Source organism: Holtiella tumoricola (assembly GCF_027857615.1).
Classification (GTDB): Bacteria; Bacillota; Clostridia; order Lachnospirales; family Cellulosilyticaceae; genus Holtiella; species Holtiella tumoricola.
On the sequence record NZ_JAQIFT010000061.1, the window covers coordinates 59260 to 81420 of the forward strand.

Annotated in this window: 18 protein-coding genes; 2 read left to right on the forward strand and 16 right to left on the reverse strand. The window is 35.4% G+C overall.

What is annotated here, in order from left to right; translation table 11 throughout:
- Nucleotides 1-13 precede the first annotated feature (13 nt).
- From PBV87_RS17060 to PBV87_RS17090, 7 genes are all read right to left on the reverse strand, one after another.
- Nucleotides 14-1711, reverse strand: coding sequence for a cache domain-containing protein (locus tag PBV87_RS17060; RefSeq protein WP_271013076.1), 1698 nt, complete (start codon nucleotides 1709-1711; stop codon nucleotides 14-16).
- A 20-nt stretch (nucleotides 1712-1731) separates the two neighbouring features.
- Nucleotides 1732-2439 carry a LytR/AlgR family response regulator transcription factor gene (locus PBV87_RS17065; protein WP_271013077.1) on the reverse strand — a complete coding sequence of 236 codons (708 nt, stop codon included), beginning with the start codon at nucleotides 2437-2439 and terminating at the stop codon, nucleotides 1732-1734.
- Nucleotides 2440-2866: 427 nt separating this feature from the next.
- Complete coding sequence (locus tag PBV87_RS17070; RefSeq protein WP_271013078.1) at nucleotides 2867-4903, reverse strand: methyl-accepting chemotaxis protein; 2037 nt, start codon at nucleotides 4901-4903, stop codon at nucleotides 2867-2869.
- Nucleotides 4904-5052: 149 nt separating this feature from the next.
- Nucleotides 5053-5877, reverse strand: coding sequence for an energy-coupling factor transporter transmembrane component T family protein (locus PBV87_RS17075; protein WP_271013079.1), 825 nt, complete (start codon nucleotides 5875-5877; stop codon nucleotides 5053-5055).
- Nucleotides 5870-7564 (reverse strand): ABC transporter ATP-binding protein, encoded by a 1695-nt coding sequence (locus tag PBV87_RS17080; RefSeq protein WP_271013201.1) that lies wholly within the window; start codon nucleotides 7562-7564, stop codon nucleotides 5870-5872. The genes PBV87_RS17075 and PBV87_RS17080 overlap by 8 nt, the downstream gene beginning before the upstream one ends.
- Before the next feature lie 395 nt (nucleotides 7565-7959).
- Nucleotides 7960-8226, reverse strand: coding sequence for a type III toxin-antitoxin system ToxN/AbiQ family toxin (locus tag PBV87_RS17085; RefSeq protein ID WP_271013080.1), 267 nt, complete (start codon nucleotides 8224-8226; stop codon nucleotides 7960-7962).
- A 51-nt stretch (nucleotides 8227-8277) separates the two neighbouring features.
- Nucleotides 8278-9027: a tyrosine-protein phosphatase gene (locus tag PBV87_RS17090; protein ID WP_271013081.1), complete on the reverse strand. Its 750-nt coding sequence runs from the start codon at nucleotides 9025-9027 to the stop codon at nucleotides 8278-8280.
- 174 nt (nucleotides 9028-9201) lie between these two features.
- Between PBV87_RS17090 and PBV87_RS17095 the strand changes: the two genes are divergently transcribed.
- Nucleotides 9202-11103, forward strand: coding sequence for a polysaccharide biosynthesis protein (locus PBV87_RS17095; protein ID WP_271013082.1), 1902 nt, complete (start codon nucleotides 9202-9204; stop codon nucleotides 11101-11103).
- A 200-nt stretch (nucleotides 11104-11303) separates the two neighbouring features.
- Here PBV87_RS17095 and PBV87_RS17100 read toward each other — a convergent pair whose 3' ends face one another.
- The 7 genes from PBV87_RS17100 to PBV87_RS17130 all read right to left on the reverse strand — a co-directional run bounded on the left by PBV87_RS17100 (nucleotide 11304) and on the right by PBV87_RS17130 (nucleotide 19252).
- Nucleotides 11304-12068, reverse strand: a complete 765-nt coding sequence (locus tag PBV87_RS17100; protein ID WP_271013083.1) for a CpsD/CapB family tyrosine-protein kinase — start codon at nucleotides 12066-12068, stop codon at nucleotides 11304-11306.
- A 12-nt stretch (nucleotides 12069-12080) separates the two neighbouring features.
- On the reverse strand, nucleotides 12081-12779 hold the full coding sequence (locus tag PBV87_RS17105; protein WP_271013084.1) for a YveK family protein: 699 nt from the start codon (nucleotides 12777-12779) through the stop codon (nucleotides 12081-12083).
- 40 nt (nucleotides 12780-12819) lie between these two features.
- Nucleotides 12820-13485, reverse strand: coding sequence for a hypothetical protein (locus tag PBV87_RS17110; RefSeq protein WP_271013085.1), 666 nt, complete (start codon nucleotides 13483-13485; stop codon nucleotides 12820-12822).
- Between the two features lie 13 nt (nucleotides 13486-13498).
- Nucleotides 13499-15010, reverse strand: coding sequence for an S-layer homology domain-containing protein (locus tag PBV87_RS17115; RefSeq protein ID WP_271013086.1), 1512 nt, complete (start codon nucleotides 15008-15010; stop codon nucleotides 13499-13501).
- A gap of 165 nt (nucleotides 15011-15175) precedes the next feature.
- The gene (locus PBV87_RS17120) at nucleotides 15176-17116 is read right to left on the reverse strand and encodes an S-layer homology domain-containing protein (protein WP_271013087.1); all 1941 of its coding nucleotides are present in this window, start codon (nucleotides 17114-17116) and stop codon (nucleotides 15176-15178) included.
- Nucleotides 17117-17302: 186 nt separating this feature from the next.
- Nucleotides 17303-17866, reverse strand: coding sequence for an ECF-type riboflavin transporter substrate-binding protein (locus PBV87_RS17125; protein WP_053982984.1), 564 nt, complete (start codon nucleotides 17864-17866; stop codon nucleotides 17303-17305).
- Nucleotides 17867-18040: 174 nt separating this feature from the next.
- A complete protein-coding gene (locus PBV87_RS17130; protein ID WP_271013088.1) occupies nucleotides 18041-19252 on the reverse strand; it encodes an EAL domain-containing protein in 1212 nt (403 codons plus the stop codon).
- A 325-nt stretch (nucleotides 19253-19577) separates the two neighbouring features.
- Between PBV87_RS17130 and PBV87_RS17135 the strand changes: the two genes are divergently transcribed.
- The gene (locus PBV87_RS17135) at nucleotides 19578-20186 is read left to right on the forward strand and encodes a recombinase family protein (protein ID WP_053982982.1); all 609 of its coding nucleotides are present in this window, start codon (nucleotides 19578-19580) and stop codon (nucleotides 20184-20186) included.
- 95 nt (nucleotides 20187-20281) lie between these two features.
- On the opposite strand, the gene PBV87_RS17140 is transcribed toward PBV87_RS17135, so the two are convergent.
- Together PBV87_RS17140 and rfbC are read right to left on the reverse strand one after the other, a co-directional pair.
- Complete coding sequence (locus PBV87_RS17140) at nucleotides 20282-21361, reverse strand: glycosyltransferase (protein WP_271013089.1); 1080 nt, start codon at nucleotides 21359-21361, stop codon at nucleotides 20282-20284.
- A 216-nt stretch (nucleotides 21362-21577) separates the two neighbouring features.
- On the reverse strand, nucleotides 21578-22150 hold the full coding sequence (rfbC, locus tag PBV87_RS17145) for a dTDP-4-dehydrorhamnose 3,5-epimerase (RefSeq protein ID WP_271013090.1): 573 nt from the start codon (nucleotides 22148-22150) through the stop codon (nucleotides 21578-21580).
- Nucleotides 22151-22161 lie beyond the last annotated feature (11 nt).

The following is a 22161-nucleotide window of genomic DNA, read 5'->3' on the forward strand; positions in this document are numbered from 1 at the left end:
ATTTATCACTTTGTTAGGCTTTAGGAAGGGTAATGGATAAAGTGAATTCCTTGGCTTCCTTGCTGTATTCCCATCCCAATCTGCCTTCATACTTTTCGGCTGTCTTATACATACTTTTCATACCATAGCCGTGGAAGTCCTTGTCCTCCTTGGTGGTGATGAGTTGATTACCCTTAGTCTTTGGTAGGGTGTCACAACTATTGACCAACTTGAAGGTAATAAAGGCTTGGTTATAAGCGTACAAGTTGAAGTGGATGGTCTTAGCTTCACTTCTTTTAGCTCCCTCAATGGCATTGTTAAAGGCATTTGCTAGTAAGCTTACGAGGTCTTTATCTTCTATAAATCCTAGTTGCACATCTTGTATATTATAGTCAAACTGAATGTCTTCCTTTTGCATGGTTTCCATTTTGTCATTCAGAATAATATCTAGCATCTTATTACCTGTGAGCACAGTATGAGATAGCTTGCTCAGGTCATTGTTCATACTTTTGATATAGTTAACCAATTGCTGGCTTTGTGTCTCCATAGCTAGGCAATAGATGCTGGCAAGATGGTTTTTGACATCATGGAGTACTTCATGGGTCTTATCATACTTCTTACCTAAGATCTGATAATGTCCTTCCAAGATCTTGTTTCTTTCCTCTAGAAGCTCTTGCTTTTTGAAGCTATAATAACGAGAGAGCAAGCCACCCGTAATCAAGACAATAAATAATAGCAACACAAAATTAACAAGGGTTATGCAGATTTGCTTTTTTAGTTCTTCTTCAAACCGCTTAATATTTTGAATGTGATATTGCTCTAATTCTTCTAGGTAGATACCTGTCCCTATCATCCAGTTGTATCTTGGATAAAGTTTGGTATACCCAAGCTTTAGTCCAAATTCACTACTGTCTTTCTTCTTATAATAATATTTATTGGTAGACTCACCATACTTTTTAATGTCTTCTAACTCATTTAAGAATGGAAAGTTAATATCTGCATCTTTCTCCTCCATGGATAGGAGCATCCCCTCTGTGTCACTTAAGTTAGGCTGTACCAAACGAATGGCATACTCATCTGCTTCACCATAGTTAACAATCTCATCGACCCATACATAGCCCCCATCATCTAAGGCTAATTCACGGATCTTATTGGCGGATACAGCCTTTACGGCTTCATCGATATCTGCTTCTTTTGTTCCCATTACAATCGTATATTCGTCTGATAGTGTTTTAAAGATCATTTTATATTTATAATGCTTAATAATATGTGCTTCAAAGGCTCCTTGTGTATCAATATCTTGTGCTACTTCATCATTTGTATACTTGAGTGCCCCCTGGGTATGGTCCCAAATCATCCAATGTGTCTTTACACTATACTCATTCACGATATGTATGTCTTTGAAAGCTTTTAATAAATTTTCTATTCTATCATTTTCTAACTTTTCTTCACTAAAAGTGCCTATAGATTTATAAAAACTTTCCAGCTCATTCATCACTCGGCTACGTTCTAATTCAACATCCTTAATGGTACGTTCGACGGTCTCTTTAAGGCTCCCCTCTTGGAATTCTAGAATCGTTGTATACACATTATTTACACTCTCATCATACATTTTCTTCGTTCCAAAAACGTAGGTTGCAAAGAGGCTAATGCTTATTAAAATCAGTATAACACTTGCACCTATATAGAGCCGTAACTTATCTTGTCTGGGCTTCCCCTTCACATCTGTCATCGATATTTTCTACCCCCTTCTTAGTTCATCTTCTCCACATACATCATAAATTCTTCTTTAAAGGTCTTATACTTACGTTTTGACACATAGACTTCTTCACCTGTAGTAAGTTGTAGACTTTCTTTGTTTAAGCGACTTACATATTGTAGGTTAACAAGGTAACTTTTATGCGGACTTGCAAAGCCATGGCCTGTTAACATTTCTTCCCATTCTTGCATAGGGATATTGGTTGTGATACTTCTGCCTGTTATATACAGCTCTACCTTGCGATCTTGTATGGCTAAATACTTAATATCAGGAATAGCTATACGTTCTAGTGTACCTTCACTTTTCAAGATAATATACTGTTGTGACTTACCTATCATTTCAAGTAACTCTACAATGGCTTGTGAAAAACTTTGTTCATCTACAGGTTTAACAATATAGCGATACGCATTGACATTGTAACCTTCTGGCCAGAGCTTCTCCACGCCTGTTACAAAAATAATCTTCACTTCTTTGTTCGTTTGTCTAATACGTTTGGCCACTTCTATGCCATTAATCTGCCCCATTTCGATGTCTAATATAATCATGTCATACTCATCATATCCAGCTTCTAGTAGCTGTTCCCCTGCTGCAAACAACCTGATGTCAAAGTCTACGTTATTCTCTTTGGCAATCTTCTTTAATAAGTTACCCATGTAAGTTTTTTGAAGTACTTCATCCTCACAAATTGCTATTTTGTACATTCCTATTTCCTCACCCCTAAAATCATTTTCTATACTACTAATATACTACAAAAATACCACTTTTTCATATTTTTTTCCCACTTTGTCATATTTTGTTGATATGCCGTATTTTTTATATTAAGATAATCACATAGAGCTAAGCACTCTATCTAATGCTCTACTCCCCTAGAGCATCAATCATATACACTTAACCGAATAACAAGTTTTATACATACAACATCTTTACTCAACACTTATATGGACGAAAAGCAGGTATTATACTCCCCTTACCCTTAATGCCTGTTATATATAAGTTAGATATGTCTCCCCTTACGACATGACTAAATAGCAAACCCTAATTCCCCAAGACGGACTTTGTATGATGATGTATAAAACTTGTATGACAGAACAAGAAGACCACTCTATCCCCTAGAGTGGTCTTCTTATTTTATAGTTTAAACTGAGTGAGACTTGCTAAGAGTTCATCTGAAAGGGTTGCTAGCTTACGACATTCTTCTGTTAAATTCTCGATGGTCGCACTTTGCTCTTCTACATTTGCAGAGGACTCCTCAGTACTTGCTGCATACTCTTCAGCAATTTGTGATAGTGCAGTAAGTAGTCTAAGCATTTCATCTTTATTTTCATTCATTACTTTTGCAGTTTGTTCTAAATCTCCTAAGTTATTTTGTGTGGTCAGTACAGAACTCTTAATTGTATTGTATTGTCCTCTTGTATGATCAACATGTTTCACTTGATCCATTACTGTATTAGAACAGGTTTGTACTTGCTCTACAGCTGAAACAATCAAGGACTGAATGTCTGAAACAACTTGGTTAATTTCTTGAGAAGAAGCTGCACTTTGCTCCGCTAATTTTTTAATTTGGCTAGCCACAACAGCAAAGCCTGAACCTGCTTCTCCTGCTCTTGCTGCTTCTATAGCTGCATTTAAAGCTAATAAATTCGTTTGATGAGCAATGGTACCTATTGTCTCATTCATTTCTTCTATTTTATGACTATATGTATTAATGGATTCAATAGAGCTTTGTACTTGTGAGGTAGCTTCTTGGATAAATCCTGTATTTTGTATCAACTCATTGAGTATATGTTGTCCATCTGTTACAGCGGTATCAACTGCCTGAGTTGACTCGTCTAGAGAATTAATGTTGGCAATGTTATGCTGTATGTTATCAGCAAGTAAGTTTGTTTTTTCTAAACCAGATTGGATTTGATGAGCTTGTGTAGTAGCACCTTCAGCAATATTGGCTACACCACCTGCTAAGTCTTCTGCTACACGAGCCATTTGAGTAAGGTTTTCTAAAAGTTCTTGTGAAGATTGATTGACTTCAACGCCTGATTCATTCACTTGATTAATGAGTGTAGAAACATTGGATTTCATAGTCATGAAGTTGTTGGCAAGCATACCTAATTCATCTACTCTTACACATAATTGGTCTGCAATGGTAAAAGTAAAATCACCTTTAGCCAACTGCATGCAGTATGTTCCTAGTAATTTTAAAGCTTGCATTTGTTTTTGCACACATAGGAAAATAGCAATACCAGTTACAACAAGTATAGTTACTAAACCTACTATAATTACATTAATCATTAAGTTTACTTCTCTTAAAAATTCACTGCTTGGCAACGAAGCTATGACCTTCCATCCGTTGAGCTCACAAATGTCAAGTGCACCATATAGTACATCACTACTATTGGTATATTCAGTTATTCCTTTTATATTGGATTGTACAAGATTGAGTAGGTTAGCATCTACACCTATTTCACTAATTGGCTGTAAAATATATTCTGCATTCTCATGATAGAATACGGTATCATCTGCTGTTAAGATTGTTAAATAACCTGTTTCACCTACTTGAATAGATTTTGCTATATCTATAATAGTATCTATCTTTATATTCATTCCAGTGATACCAACAATTTGATTATTTACTTTAATAGGCTTTGCTAAACTTACGATATATTCACCAGTAAATGTATCGACGTAAGGTGGTGTAAGTGCAACGTCTTTTCCCTCTTTCATAATAGGCCCATACCATAATCTTTCACTGGCTTTATAGCCTTTAGCAGGTGCCTGTCCCTGATGATTAAGCAAAATATCTGCATCTATATCATAAAACCATGCTGCCATGACTACATCTTCATTCTTTTGTAGTTCATTCATTGTCCCAATAATTGCTTCATAGTTTGGATGATTAGACAACGCCTCATGACTAGAGCTCTCACTTAACATTTCAGAGAACATTGGATTATAAGTAAATGGTGTTAAAAGCTGTAGATAATCTTGAAAATAATCATTTACTTCAACTGTTACATCCTCTGCTATGGTTTGAAGCTTATCCGTCTTTAGAGCGATGACCTGCTTTTTAAAGTATGATCCGATAGATACACCAAAGATGAGCATAAGTACAGATGTGATAAGTATAATGTATATACTAATACGTACGCCTAATGATTTAATTTTACGCATATAAAGTTCCTCCTTTTTTATGTATACTTCCATTTATATATCGGTTCAATTCATTATTAATTTACATAAAATTTTATTTAAGTATATTTTTATATGTAAACAAAAAGAGTTGCTAATATATTTCATTAGCAACTCTTTTTATGTTCTGTTTAGAATGGATACCAGAAGTATGCAATTTGTCCTTTTAGGATAAGTCCTCCTACTAGGAATAAAATACCTACCACTAAGGCGATTTTATCATTGGTTGTAATAGGTTCTCTTACGTACCATGTACGTGTCTTCGCCTTACCAAATCCACGTAAATCCATGGCATTAGAAACCACTTCAATACGATCTAATGAACCAAGTACCAGTGGAATCAGTACGGTTACATAGTTCTTAAGAATCTTGCCAAGAGGTGCATCGCCCTTTTTGAAGGCTACTCCTCTTGCTTCTTGTGCCATAATGATATGCTTCACTTCTCTTTGGATATCTGGTACATATCTAAGGGCAATACTTACAGTGTAGGCTACCTTGTAAGGTACACCGATACGATTTAAACTACTTGCAAATTTACTTGGATGGGTTGTAAATAAGAAGATGAGTGTAATCGGTAGTAACGCTATATACTTACATGAAATGGTAAGTACATAGAATAAGTTTTCTAGTGTTAAAGTGTAGAAACCTATCTTAAATAACGGTGTTGTAGAACCCGCCAGTTCTGCCCCATGGTTAGGTGTAAGAACCAGTAGTAGGATGGAGTTAAACACTGTAAATGCCAGTATAAATCCTACTAAAGTACGTATGCTACGCCATTCTATCTTGGATAAGTAGAGTAAAACACTTCCTATTATAATGAGCCCTAAGAAGATACGAAGATCCATAAAAAGGAATGTAAAGATACTCCATATGAGTACCCATATAAGCTTTACCCCTCCATCTAACTTATGCAAGAAAGACGGCTTATCAATATATAATGAGCCTGTATTATTCATTTACTTGCTGTCTCCCTTGTTCTATGACTTGTTTTAAGAATATATTTTTCTGCTGTATGTTATAGAGTTCGCCTAAAGCACTAATAGACGTCTCTTTTAAGTTAGCTTTTGCTAAGACTTCTTGATTGGCAAGGACATCGTAAATCGTCCCATCTTGCAAGATTTCTCCACCAGAAAGGACGATAGCACGGTCTGCATACTCAAGCGCAAGTTGAATATCATGAGTAATCATGACTACAGTGATCCCTTCTCTTTTCAGTGTCATTAAGAAGTTCATAAACTCTGTATAGTTCTTATGGTCTTGTCCTGCTGTTGGCTCATCTAGTACGATAATCTTAGGCTTCATAGCTAAGATAGAAGCAATGGTGACACGCTTCTTTTGCCCAAAGCTAAGAGATGAGATTGGCCACTTCTTGTACGCCATCAGCCCACACTTTTCTAAGGCTTCTTCTACACGTGCCGCTACTGCGGCTTCATCATAGCCAAAGTTACGTAGGCCAAAGGCGATCTCATCATAGATCATATATTGGGTAATCATATGGTTTGGATTTTGCATCACATAGCCAATAACGTCTGCACGTTTTCTAATAGACCACTTGGTCATGTCTTCTCCTTTATAGAGAATCTTGCCACCGTCTAGCTTACAGAAGCCTGTAAGCGACTTGAGAAGGGTAGACTTCCCTGCCCCATTGTTTCCAAGGATAGCTAAGAATTCTCCCTCATAAAGGTTGAAGGAAATCCCTTTTAAGATTTGTCCGTTCTCTTTGGCGTAGCTAAAGTTTAAGTCCTTACATTCTACAAGTGGACTTTGTTGTGGTACTTCTTTTGTATGCACTACACCTGCTAGTTGATGAAGTACTTCTCCCTTATGAGAAAGTAAGCTCTCAATCTGTGTGAGATGGTGTTCTTTTGATAAATCAATGCCACAATTTCTAAGAGTCTCAATATAAAGAGGTTCTCTTAGACCATTCTCTAAAAGTACGCCACATCTAAGGGCTTCATCTGGTGTGCCATTAAAGAGAATCTCACCTTTGTGCATCACTACAAGACGGTCAAAGCCGTGAGCTAGTACTTCTTCGATACGGTGCTCAACTACAATCACAGTCTTCTTTGTCTCCTCATGGAGCCTATTAATAGTATCCATGGCTAACTGGCCACTGATTGGGTCTAAGTTAGCAAGAGGCTCATCAAAGAGTAGAATTTGAGTATTCATAGCCATAACCCCTGCCATAGCTACCTTTTGCTTTTGTCCACCACTTAAGTTCTGTGGGCTTCTCTCTTCAAAAGCTTCCATATTAAAGTTAGCAAGAATCTTGCCTACCTTCTCATGCATCTGCGGCACTGCCATTCCATCATTCTCAAAGGCAAAAGCCACATCTTCTCCTACACTTAGGGCAATAAACTGTCCATCTGCATCTTGCAAAATGGTTCCGATGCTTTTACTCACTTCTTCTAAGCTTCTACCGTAGAGCTTCTCTCCATTTAGTAGAAGCTCTCCTTCATGTTTTCCCTTATAGGCATGAGGAATTAATCCGTTTAGACAGTGGGCAAGGGTAGACTTACCACTTCCACTCGGGCCTGCAATCAATACTTTCTCACCTGTTTGGATGTCTAAATTTATATTTTTTAAAGTTGGATTTTTGAGGTTCTCATATTGAAAGGTAAAGTCCTTAAAGCAAATACCCATTGCCACTATCCCTCCTTGGTTGTCATTTTTTGTCGTTCATGATTAATCCTAACGCTTTATTATAGAATGAGGGGGTATCTTTGTCAATTTTACGCAGACTTCAAACATTTTTTTACAGCTTCTAGTGTGTTTCTAAAATCTTCCTCATGTTGTTCTACAAACTCTAGGAGTTCTTCCTTTGAAGGCTCTTTTTAATAATCCCTCTTTTTCTTAAGTATACCCTAATTTATTCTTTTATAAAAGTTTCCCCTAAGTGTACCTTATATCATTTAAACCACTTATTCATATACTTTATTACTTGATTTTATGACCTTCGTATACAGCTGTATAATTGTTCCATATTGTTACATATACTAGACTGTTGTAAAGTAAAAAGAGTAGAATTTTAACAGATTCTACTCTTTTGTTATATCTATTTGTTTATTTATGTATGTCTGGCATGCTTGTTCTAATAGCCTAAAATCACAACTATTTTTAACTACACTCTCATTAACTCTATTAATTACCTTAGAATATGTTTGTCTTGCTTTATTTCTAATCTTTACTTCATTCTCTATGCAAAATTTCCATTCTTTATTCAATAAACTTCTTCTATCAGAATTACTTTCATTTTTAATAACTAATTCTGTAGCTAATCCCTTTGGGATTGGAATTATATGCATTTACCTTCAAAAAATCAATCTTATGTTACAGTTTTAACTTTTTTAAAAGATTTAATACCAGCGGCCTAGTATTTTCTTGAAAGGTTTTGGCTTTGGTAGACTTACCATTTGATCTGCTAAGATGCTTTCACCAATTGCTTGCATTTTACTTACTTCTTCTTTGCCTACTTGTTGCTCAAGTGTCTCATAGCCACCTGCTACAGAGTTAAATACTTTAGCTCTATGTACGTCTGAACCTAGTACATGAGCAAATCCGTGCTTCACTAACTTACAAGTCAGCTTTCTCCTTGTAGATTGCTTATGTAGTGAAACCGTATTCACTTGGATGATACACCCCATATCTAAGAAGGGTTGTAAACAGTTGGGATTCTCCATGACTGTATCATAGCGTTCCACATGGGCAATGATGGGTATCAGTCCTGTACTTTCTTTAATCTTGGCTACACTTGTATATACCCACTCAGACCAATGGCTATAAGGCATCTCTAATAAGATATAGTGTGTACCTTCTATAGCTAATTGTTCTAATCCTTCCAATTTCCATGTATCCACAGATAAAAGAACTTCTGCTGCTGTTCTTATCTCTATACCTAACTCTTGACCATATTCTTGAATCTTGCTAAGTGCCTCACTTCTTTGTTGTACAAATGTCTCCAGGTCTTTGTCTGGATAGAAATGTGATGAGGCAACTATAGTCTTCGTACCTGCTGCTTTTTGTTGTTTTAATATTGCATAAGATTCTTCACTACTTCTACTACCATCATCTATTTCTGGCAAAACATGGGTGTGAAAATCAATCATTTTCTAATCTCCTTCTCATTTAGGTATATATTTACTTAATAAATTTATGTCAATTTAATTTTTTCTTATATATTTACATATTACATCATTTTTTTACACAGTGTAAATTGATATGTCAAAATTTGTGTGTTAAACTAAATATGTTATCTATTTTATATTTTTGGGGGGCTAGAAATGTATATTTTTTACAAATCCATTTTACTTGTGAGTGATATCTTACTTGTTAACATGGCTTTATTGGTCGCGCTCATTTTACGTTTTGACTTAAGTATTCCATCTGCTTATTTCGAAATGTATATGGACCAATTTATCGTTTTAACTCTTATTCACTTAGTGGTGAATATCAGCTTCAGGCTGTACAAATGTCTACTTAAATATATTACAACAAGAGAGCTCTTGTACATTGGAGGGGCTACATTGCTTTCTTGTTTATTATTTGCAAGTTACGGGCATCTTAGAGGGACTGCATTCCCTGGTACAGTTTATATCTTTTACACTATCATCTTATTATTGATGATGATCCTTTCTCGTTTTAGTTACAAATTTGTAAATCGTATTTTAAGCAAGTTTTCTAAGAGCTATATCCTTTTCAAAGACCATTTTAATGGCGTCGCAAAACACCGTGCACTTTTAATAGGTGCTGGCGATGCTGGTGCTATTATTGTGAGAGAATCAAAAAAATCACTTAAACAACACACTAAAATTATTGCTGCCTTAGATGATGACAAGGTCAAACATCGCTCATCTCTAAATGGTGTACCTATTTTAGGTGCTATCGAGAATATCGAAAAGTACGTGGAGAACTACAATATTGATACGATCATTGTAGCCATACCTTCTGCAGGCGTTGTAAGAATTGCAGAAGTCCTTGCACTTTGTAACAAAACCGACTGTCGCCTAAAGATTTTCTCTGGTATTTCAAGTGCAATTTCAGATGATGCACCATCTGCTCACCTTCGTAATGTAAAGATTGAAGACTTACTTGGACGCGAAGAGATTGTTCTTGACTCTACACCAGTCAAAGAAAATATTGTAGGTCGTACCATCCTTGTTACAGGTGGTGGAGGCTCTATCGGTTCTGAGCTATGTAGACAAATTAGCGCTTTCAAACCAGATAGACTGGTTATCTTTGATATTTACGAAAACAATGCTTATGATTTACAAAACGAACTTTTACGTAATGGTTTTCCTAAGTCTTCACTTACTGTTCTTATTGGTTCTGTCCGAGATAAAGGTAAATTAGAGGAGATCTTTAGCTTATACAAACCTGATATTGTCTTCCATGCTGCTGCACATAAGCATGTACCACTTATGGAAGATAGTCCAAGTGAAGCCATCAAAAACAACGTATTTGGTACACTCAATGTGGCACTTTGTGCAAGAGAGTATAGAAGCAGAAAATTTGTTCTTATCTCTACAGACAAAGCAGTTAATCCAACTAATGTCATGGGAACCACTAAACGTATTTGCGAATTGATTGTACAATCTATCAACCGCACAACAACTCATACAGACTTTGTAGCTGTGCGATTTGGTAACGTACTCGGTAGTAATGGTAGTGTCATTCCACTCTTTAGACGTCAACTAGAGGATGGTGGTCCACTTACTGTTACTCACCCAGATATCATTCGCTACTTTATGACTATACCTGAAGCTGTTCGTCTCATTCTGCAAGCTATGTCCTTTGCAGAAGGCGGTGAAATCTTTGTCCTAGATATGGGACAACCTGTTAAAATCTTAGATTTAGCAGAAAACTTTATTCGTCTTTCTGGCCTTGAGCCATACAAAGATGTAGACATTGTCTTCACAGGTCTACGCCCAGGTGAAAAACTCTACGAAGAACTCCTTATGGATGAAGAAGGGATTGCCAAGACACCTAATAAGAAGATTTTCATTGGCCATCCAAGCTCCATGACCTTCGTAGAACTTACGGAACACCTGAAATACTTACATAATGCCATTGAAAGCGGCTTCGACTTACGTGAAGCACTTCATCATGTGGTACCAACTTATCGCATTTCACCCAATGGTTGTGATACGCCATTAGGTGAGAAAGATACAGCACAAGCTGGCTAATACTTAGTAATAAAAGGTGAGATTATACCCATTAAGTGGTATAATCTCACCTTTGTAGTTTATGAATAAATGCTCTAATTACACTTAAAAATATCTTTATTGTAACTAAGAAAAGGGATAGCCTACTTTATGTAGTCTATCCCTTTTCTTAGTTAGATTATAATTTCTCTCTAGGAAATCTGTTTATATTGGGTTAGCTTCTACTGCTCATAAGTTGCGTAAGCATCTTGGCTATAGCCATAGCGACTATATTTACCATATTTACCGTAGTAACCTTTTTGATTCTCTTTAACACCATGTAGAATCATCCCAAGTACTTTAGCATTAGCAAACTCTAACTTGCCTAATGCATCTTGCATATCTCTGTGATGAGTAACACCCTGTCTTACTACAAGTACTGTACCAGATACGGCCTTTGAAAGGACTGTTGCATCTGTTACCACATTAAGAGGTGGTGTATCAATAAAGATATAGTCATATTTCTCACCAAGTTTATCTAAGATTGTCCCCATTGTGTCAGATGCTAGAAGCTCTGCTGGGTTAGGTGGAATATGTCCTGATGTAATCACATCAAGGTTCTCGAATTTACTAGGTACAATCACTTCATCTATTTCATTGAAGTGACCAAGTAAATGGGCAAGACCTTTTGTATTTTGCACATCTAACTTTCTATGTACTGTAGGTTTTCTAAGGTCCGCATCCACTACTAATACTTTTGAACCTGTTTGTGCAAAAGTAATCGCTAGATTAAGACATGTTGTACTCTTGCCCTCTCCTGGGAACGAGCTTGTTACAACGATTTTCTTACACCCTTTATCTGCAATAGAAAACATAGTATTGGTACGTGTTGCTTTGTAAGCCTCCTTAACATGGAAGCTTGCTGTATCATTTAAAATAAGTTCTTTTTCTTGTTCAGGTGAAACAGCTGTCTCACTTTTTTTCTTTCTGCTAAAAAATGTTCTCATAGATGTTTCCCCCTACTTAATACGATGCTTGGCTGCTTCTAGATCAGGAATAGCTCCTAAAACTGGAATGTCATAATGTTTTTTAAGATCATCTTCATCTTTAACACGATTATCAAGCATTGCTGCTACAAGTACACCAAGTACTGATAAGACACCACCAAGCATAAGGCCGATGATTGTGTTTAAGATCACATTTGGAGATGAAGGTAACTTAGCTGGTATAGCTTGGTCAATAAGCTCTACAGAACCAGCTTTAACAACACGAATGATTTCTTCTGGTGCAAGCTCTGCGATGGTATTTGCAATAAGTGCTGCTTCATCTGGGTCTTTAGTTGTTACTTTGACTTCAAAGATTTCTGTACCGTTAACTGAGCTTGCACTCATCATCTTACGCATTTCTCCTGGTGTATACGGTAACTCTGTCTCCTCAGCCACCTTTTGAAGTACGTTATCACTTTTTAAGATTTCAATGTAAGTACTTACAAGTTTTTGAGATGCATTGATATCATTGATATTTGCTACTGTTGAGTCTGCGTTCGCATTATTGTTAACATACATACTGATACGTGAAGTATAAGTTGGATCAATAACAAATGTACTAATACCAAAAGCCGCTACTCCCCCTACAATAGTACAAAGTATAATAACAAGTACTTTACTCCACAAGATCATAAAGATCTCTTGCAACGATATTTCATTTGTTTCTTCCATGTTTGCCTCCTACTATGCCTCTACTTTAATTCACTCTTCCCTAATACAAAAGATGCTTGTATTTATAATAATATGTTTTTGCTGTCTCTAATTCCTCTGTGTCAAAACGTTCTATAGCAATCCGCTTGGCCTCTTGGATATCACCACTAGATATGCCATCTGCTGCAAGACCTGCCAAGTAATTAATATCAGACATAGGGATATTCCCTAATACGAGATTCATCATGGCATTCTTATCCTTTGTAGGTACAACACTTAAAATATGCCCTACACGGTCTTCTAACGCCACTCGTACATCATCTGTTGTAATTGGCTTGCTAAAGTCCAGGGTAGGCTTATTGCTTTGTGTTTCCTGTCCCTTGTTATTTGTTCCTGTACCTTGCTCTTTAGAGCTACTTTCACTTTGTGGTACCTTTTGCTCTTGTGAAGGTTGTTGTTGTACACCAACTACCCCCTTCTGGCCCTCTCCACCATTTCCTAGGAAAAGAGCTTGAACAACTTCAAGCTCCTCCTCAGTAAGTACACGACCTGATTCTGTTAAGTCAATGCCCGTTTGCTCTAAAAAGTCCTTTTGAACTTGACTATCAAAGGTCTTTTGTAATACATAGTCCCCTGCTTTATCATAAATGGTGTAAGCTGCGATTCCTCCTATTACAAGGATAGTAAGTAAACAACAGCTTACGATAATGGCTATTTTCTTCTTCATTGTGTTTACCTACTTATTCTACTTCAAGACGAATGGTAAGTACTACTGGTGGTTCGTTTTCAAAACGAAGTTGACGTTTGAAAGTATATTCTTTTGGTAGGCTTGCACCTGTATATTGACGTACCATTAAGTTTACATTATAGAATTGATCTAACATGTGTCTAATTGAAATAGTTCCATTTTCTGCAAGCATTGCGTAAACTGTATCTGATGAAATTCCTACTGCATCTGCAATATTTTTTAGTTGTGAGTTATTTGCTGTTACTTGATCTACCATTTCCTCAAAAATACCTAGTGCTGAATCAGCCATTCTAAAAGTATAAGGTACATTTGTTTTCATTGTTCCACCAAAAGTGCCTTGAATATAAGCACCTTCTTTATTTGTTACAATCATTAAGCTCTCCATACCATCAAAGCCTGGTGTACGTGCTGATAAATCTTTCAAATTAATAACTACCTCATTGCCTACCACTTCTACTGGTACAAAATTGCCACCAACGAATACACCTGCTTCTTCTACTACAAGCTTGTCTGCACTTTGGTTAGATGTCTCTTTAACCACACCTTCAATGTTGAACTTCGCATCTGCTACAATAAGGAGATAATCTGTAACTGTTTTTTCTCTAAGTCTAATGCTTTCATTTTCTGCCGTTACAACAAGCTTTTTCATTGTTCCTTTTGTAAAATCAAAAGCTCCTGTACTTGCTAAATTTACTGTATTGAAAGTACCACTTAAAGTCACTTGTCCGCCATCTACATAGATGTCTCCGTTCACTGTTACATTATCAAAACGTACTTTACCTTCACCAATGGCTTCTGTTAAGTACACATCTCCATTGATGGTCATATCTTTGAAGATCACATCTGAGGCTTGTACCACTACGTTGCCATCAAGTTGTGTTGCATATGTATCTGCTTTTGTAATCATATGTGGTGTAATATTTTCTAGGATTGTTACCACTTCTGCACGTGTGATATTTGCTTGTGGTTTGAAGCTGCCATCTGGGTTACCCTTGATATACCCTTGACCAGCTAAAGCTTGTACAGCATCTTTTGCCCATACAGAGATGTCTTTTCCATCTGTAAACTCTGTTGGTGCTGTTGTATCTGGTTGAAGATTATATGCTTTTGCAATAGCATAAGCTACTTCTTCTCTTGTAGCAGGTTTGCTTGGTTCAAACTTAGTACCTGGTGTGTACATAAGTCCTCTATTTGTTACTGCTGCAATAGCTTCTGAATACCATTTACCTGCTTCAATATCTTCGTACTTTCTTACTGCATCACTTGATGTGTATTGGAATGTACGATTAAGGAATGTTGCAAGTTCTGCACGTGTTACAGGTGAACTTGGTTGGAAATCTCCATTTTCCATCCCCTTTACTACACCGTAGCCAGACCATTTATCAATAGCTACTTCTGCCCAATGTCCCTCATAGTCTTTTGCCCATACTGGTTGTGCCATCAACATAGCTCCCATTAGTGATAGCGCGACCCATTTACTCGTATTTCTCTTTAATAATTCCATTATTGCCCCCTATAATTAGACTTTATATTACGTTTTACTTCATAAGTATGCAAATTTTTTCATTCATATTTCATTTTAGCATAAAATATAATCTTTTAAAACCTATTAGATTTTTATATTTATAAGAGGATATATCTTGGTAGATATATCCTCTTAAATAGTTACTTATTTGTATTCTAAGTTTACTGTAAATGTATCTACTTCGTAACCTGATTCTACACCTGTAACAAATACTTTAGCTGTTAATGATGGTGTTTCTGTCTCTAAACCAAATAATTCTACACCATATGTTTTAAGAGCACCTTCAACTTTTGCATAAAGATCTGCTGCATTATTTTGAGCTAATTTAGCACGTACACGTTCTGCACGACCCATCATATAGTCTACAGATACTTCTTTGTTTGCATTTGCGTAGTCATTTAAATCACCGATAGCATTAGTTAATAATGCTACAGCTTTAGCATAGTAATCTTCACCAAGTTGACCTTCAACAGTTGAAAGAATGTTGAAAAGATCTGCTTGTTTAGCATTTACCATATCAGCTAAATTTTTAACTGTATATGCAGTACCCATTTCAATATTTTGAGCTAACTTATCTGTAGCATAAACTTTAACTGTTTTAAGACCATTTGCTTCTTTAGCAGAGATAGATGCAATTTTGTCTGTCCCTTTAAACTCTGTACCATTTACTGTAACAGTATTTGCTTTTGCATTTACTACTACATTAAATGTGTTGTTTGTATTTTTGATTTCTTTATAAGTTCCATTAACGTTTACGATAAAGCTTTCAATAGTGATTGCTTTTTCTGTAACAGTGCCACCGCCACTTGAGCTACCGCCACCGCCACCGCCGCCGCCAGACTCTGGGAACTTAGGTGTTGTTGTAACTGTTGCTGCAACTTTTACATTATCTTTATTATATTTAAAGCCTTTTTTAAGTTCTAAACCATTTGCATTAACGTTGATGTATTTGACGCTACTAGCAGCACCTCTACCGCGTAAAAGTGTACCTTCAGCTTTTTCATTGATTGTAGCTGTTTGAACAGTTACACCGTCAACTAATGCAAGCTCTGTTGTTTGGTTAACTACGATTTCTTCAATTTTCATTCCACCAACAAGTTGAACTTCTTTTGCACCATCTACTACAACTTTAGTAAGTGCAAGCACATTACCTTCGATTGTTGCATTTGATTTAAGAGTAACTGTACCTTTAGCTTCTACTAAGTTACCGAATAATACTCTAACTGGGTTTTTACCAGCTTTATCAACAATAATGTTATTTACTTTTGATTGACCTTCAACTTTAATAGTATTTACGCTACCACCTTCAACGATGATATCGCCAAGTACTGTTACGTTGTTAAGTTTCACTTCACCTTCACCAATACCCTCTGCAAGATATAAGTTACCTGTGATTGTCATATCGCTAAGTTCAACGCCTGTTGTATTTACAACAAGGTTACCTTCTGTATCTTGTGAATATACACCTGCTACGTTTACAAGATCAGCAGTGATTTTATGTACCATTGTTACAGCTTCTGCACGTGTTAAAGTTGCTTGTGGTCTGAAGCTACCATCTGGATTACCATTTAAGAAGCCACCAGCTACTAAAGCTGCGATTTCTGCTTCTGCCCAATCAGCAATTTGAGCTTGGTCTGTGAAACTGCTTGTTTCATCATTTGTTGCAACTTGGTAAGCTTTTGCAATAGCGTAAGCTGCTTCTTCTCTTGTAGCTTGTGCTTCTGGTTTGAATGTACCATCTGCGTAGTCATTCATAATACCTGCTGAAGATACCTTTTGGATGTCCGCTGCATACCATTTTGTATTTTCAACATCTGTATATTTTGCTGCTGATGATGTATCTGTAAGACCAAATACTCTTACAATCATTGCTGCAAGTTCCCCACGAGTAACTGCCCCGTTTGGTCTGAATGTACCATCTTCGTACCCTTTTAAAACTTCTTTTTCAGACCATTTTTCGATCATTTCTTTAGCCCAGTGTGTATCATAATCAGCTGCAAATACAGTTGCTGGAACTGTTGTTACTGCTACTGCCGACACTGCGACCATTGCTAATGCTTTTTTTAATCTAAGATTTAAACGCATTATACTCCTCCTTAATAAACTAAAAAATATTTTTGTACGTATATCATTTTATAATACGTAATACATAAAATCAATATTTTACTATTTTTTAACTTTATAATTCTTTATTTTGCAACAAAAAAGACCACATTTTTGCATCTATTTTATGCATTTAAATATGGTCTCTAATTTATATTTGGTTGTGAATTATTCTAATTCTTCTAAGTCTGTAGATTTGCCTTTAAGTTTACCAATAGCAATAACAACTGGTATACCAATAGCACCTACTACGATAAGGTTAAGGATATTGGCTACAATAATTTGAAGCCATACTTTCTCTGCTGGCTCACCATAGAAGAATACATCCCCTACATAAGAAAGTATACTACCAAGAAGTGCCCCAAGCACTGCATAAGCATATAAAAGCCCAATGTGTACACCTTTAATCTTACCTTTAAGTAAATCAAAATCTGCTTTTAAAACAATAAAACCTGTACAAAGACCAATTGAAGCAGACATAAATACCCAACTCCACCATACGCTACCATAAGAGATGGCATCATTTAAGGCATGTCCGATGAATCCTACTAAGAACCCTACTACTGGTCCAAAGATGGCACCAAAAATACATAAAAGTGCTACCGCAAGTCTTAAAGATGTGTTTGGCGCTACGTTAATTGAAATCATAGAAGCTGCTGCATAAAGCGCTGCACCAATACCAATGGCAACAACTTGCTTTGTGCTTAGCTTAAAGATTGATTTTTTCTCCATTTACTATTCCTCCCGTTCAATTGTAACTTACAATTTTTTCTTAATATATAGTCTAACTATACACCTGTCTAATTATACTCAAAACTTGCTTATAATGCTAGTTTTATTATCTTCTTAATAAATATATAAAATAAATCTTTCCTGAATAGTTTGATATATTGTCTCTATCTCTTTTTATAGTTCTAATTGCTCAATAGGAAGGGGTCTTGAAAAATAATAACCTTGTGAAAAGTCAACCTTATACTCTTCTAGATAGCCTTGAATTTCTGGGTTATCTACGTATTCTACAACGGTATAGGCATTCATATTTTTAGCAAGTTCAATGATTGACTTTAAAATATGCCTATTCTTTTTACATTTATGAATATTCTTAGTAATACTCCCATCAACCTTAATATAGTCCGGACAGATCTCTGTCGTTTTAGCTAGGTTAGAATAGCCCGCCCCAAAATCATCTATTGCTATTTTTATATCATACTTTTTAACTTCCTTTATAAATTGCTTTAATAAGAAAATATCCTTAAAAACTTCATCTTCTATAATCTCAAAAATAATTAGAGCATCTGATTGTCTGCTCTCTAGGAGTTTAAACAAAACTTTTTTAAACTCACTGGAACTAATATCATAGATAGAAAGATTAACTGAAACGTTCATATTTCTATTTTCTACTTCTTGAAAAATCTTCTTAATCATTATTTTACTTAACTTTGTATAAACATTGTACTTTTTAGCAACTTCCATGAAATAAACGGGTGCATAAATATTTCCATCTCTATCCCTAATTCTCATCAATGCCTCGTATTTATCAATACATCTTTTTTTATTATTATAAATACCTTGATAATAGGGTATAACCCCATCATTTTCAATAGCCCAATAAATGGTATTAATAACATTCAACTCTTGTCTTATATCTGCATCTTTACTTATATCCTCTTCATAAACGATATAGTTCCTTTGTAGATTCCTTTCTGCATATAAGGCTTCAATAGCGCACTTCATCATATCTCCCTGTCTAATAACCACTGCAAATCTCATTAGCATAGGTAGATTAGGCCTATTTAATTTAATGTAATAAAACTTTTTGTAGAGCCTTCTTGTTATTTCCAAAAACTTTTCTTCTTCCATTTCCATTTTTCCAGCTACTATTAAAGTACTATTATCAAGAATATAAGGATAAAGGCTATGATTGATATTATCTTTTTGTAGATAAATATATATCTCTGAAATTACTTGTTCCAAATATTCATAATAATAATCTTCTCCTAAATACATAAGTAATAAATTTGCATTTTGTATTTTAAGCATACAAATCTTATCATATAAATAAAAACTCTTATTATTTTTATATTCAAGTATATTACTAACATTTATATAGGATTTCATTATATTATTTCCTCCTTTTACATGTTTGTAAAAATAACCAGTCCATAAATGTCTCTTAATTCATAAATTTACTAAGTCCTCTCTTATTATTTATAAAGGTACACCTTTGTAACGTTGCTCTACTCTTAGTTTAATTAGCAAAAACAAAAAAATTTTTATTAATAATTACTATTTTTTATTTAAAAACATTGTAGTATTATCCAAAAAAATATATAATAATTTCAGAAATATACTTTGCTACAAAGGTGTACCTTATTAGCATAATAAACTTGAGTATAAATAACATCTCCTTTTATCATAATATTAATGATAGGAGGACTTTTTTATGAAAACTTACTATGGATATATGAGAGTCTCTACTCTTGAACAAAATATTCAAAGACAAAAAGTTGAACTTTTACGCTGGGGGATTGCTGAAAAAAATATTTTCTGTGATAAGTTATCAGGAAAGGATTTTAATAGGCCTCAATACCAAAAGTTAAAGCGAAAGTTGAAAGAAGGAGATGTTATTGTCATAAAAAGTATTGATCGTTTAGGAAGGAACTATGATGATATTCAAGAGGAGTGGCGAGAAATTGTTAAAAATAAAAAGGCTGATATTGTTATCCTAGACATGCCTATTTTAGATACAAGAACAAATAAAGATTTAATTGGTACATTAATCTCCGATATTGTTCTACAGCTTCTCTCCTATGTCGCCCAGTCTGAACGTGAAAATATTAAGCAACGTCAAGCCGAAGGTATCGCCCTTGCTAAAGCACAAGGAAAACATTTAGGGCGTTTCCCTACTCCAATCCCCGATGAATTTTACCCTATTTATGAAAAGTGGCAGCAACGTATTTATACCTTAGAAACAGCCAGTAAAGAATTAGGCGTTACAGTAAGTCAATTCCGTACAATGATAAAAAAATATAAAAACAACAGTAATCTATAGCTATAAAAAAGATGGTAAATGCTAAAAATACAGGCTTAGCATTTACCATCCTTTTTATAGTATTTACTGCTTCATTAATACCTTATAAAATAATCTTATTCAGATAATGTTGAACTACTTTCTCTGCTTTCAAGAGCTTTATCTAATTTTCTAAGAGGTTTCATAGCATTCTTAGTAAGCTCTAAACCACATTTTGCTAAAATACCTAGTCGTACTAAACTATTTATCCACATGCTGTATTCTTTCACATAATGTTTCTTATAAAATATCCACATTGCATTGTGGAAGTCGTAGATAACTTTATTACGTCGCTTCTTTGAACTTCCCCCTTTATAGTGGATAATCTGCGCCTCTGGGTAATATATAATCTTATAACCACCTTGTTTAATACGATAGCACAGGTCAATGTCCTCACCATACATAAAGAAATCTTCATCTAATATTCCTACTTTATCTAGTGCTTCTCGTGGCATGAGCATAAAGGCACCCATAAGACAGTCTACCTCTCCCACTTCATCTTCACCTAGATGTAATGCATCATAAAGCCCATACTTAACCGGATCCTTTTTATGCCATTTCATAAAGTAATAAAAAGATGCCTTAGGTGTAGGAAAGCCTCGCTTACATGCATGGTCAAGGGTACCGTCTGGAAGAACTACTTTACAGCCTAATGCACCTATTTGTCTCATATCCCCCGCCCTACTTACTAATACATCTTCCTGTGTATGGGCAACTTGAGATGATGCTGATTCACTGGTTCTTTGCATTGACTGTCCCTCTATACTTGTTGTGGCACACTCATTATATGCTTCGCCTTGATTATCAGCTACCTTATTATATGTTTCTATATAATGGATACTCTGTTCTAAACAATCCTCTACCACATAAGTATCTGAGTTAAGAAGTAATACATACTCCCCCTTAGATTTTCTTATCCCAATGTTATTCGCTTTTGAAAATCCTAAATTTGCCTCATTTAAAGTGATATTCACAATTCCTTTAGCAATCTCATCCTTGTAGTCTTGCTGTAACCTCTCCATACTGTCATCCATAGACTTGTTATCTACAAGCATGATTTCATATTCAAATGGAAGCTTTTTTTCTAATACAGAATCAATAGTCTGCTTAGTTAATCTATAGGTATTATAATTGACGATAATAATCGATAGTTTCATAGTTTTCACCTTATCCGTTAATGTATCTTAAGATTATTATATCATCTTTTAAGTCACATACCTATAGGACCTACACCTAGCAATTATTTCTTATTTTAACTTATTGATTAACAAAAAAGCTAGTATTACTTAATTTGGCCTCCTAATCATCGCCATTTTAAGTAATACTAGCTTTCTATACTTCATTGTATTTTGTGTTCTATTTTATTTAAATTCTTAGTATTTAAATGGGTTTTCTTTTGCTACAAATTCAGCAAACATAGGTTGTTTTTGATCTTTATCTGATAAAAGTACTTCTTCAATTCCCTCAAGTGGCCACTCCACACCTATATCCGGATCATTCCATCTAATGCCCCCATCATACTCAGGTGCATAGTAGTCTGTACACTTATATTGGAAGGTTGCGTATTCTGATAGTACTAAGAAACCATGTGCAAAGCCTTCTGGTACATAGAATTGACGTTTGTTCTCAGCTGTAAGCAATACACCTTCCCACTTACCAAATGTAGGTGAACCTTCTCTTAGGTCCACAGCTACATCATAGACTTCCCCCTCTACAACACGTACAAGCTTCCCTTGTGTATGTTGTGTTTGGAAGTGAAGGCCTCGGAGTACCCCACGCTTTGAGCGTGACTCATTATCTTGTACAAACTTCATTGTAAGCCCTGCTTCTACAAAATCTGCTTCAGAGTAGCTCTCTATGAAATAACCTCTCGCATCACCAAACACTTGTGGTTCAATGATATAAAGGTCTTTGATTGTTGTTGGAATAACTTTAATTTTACCCATTGTACTTCCCC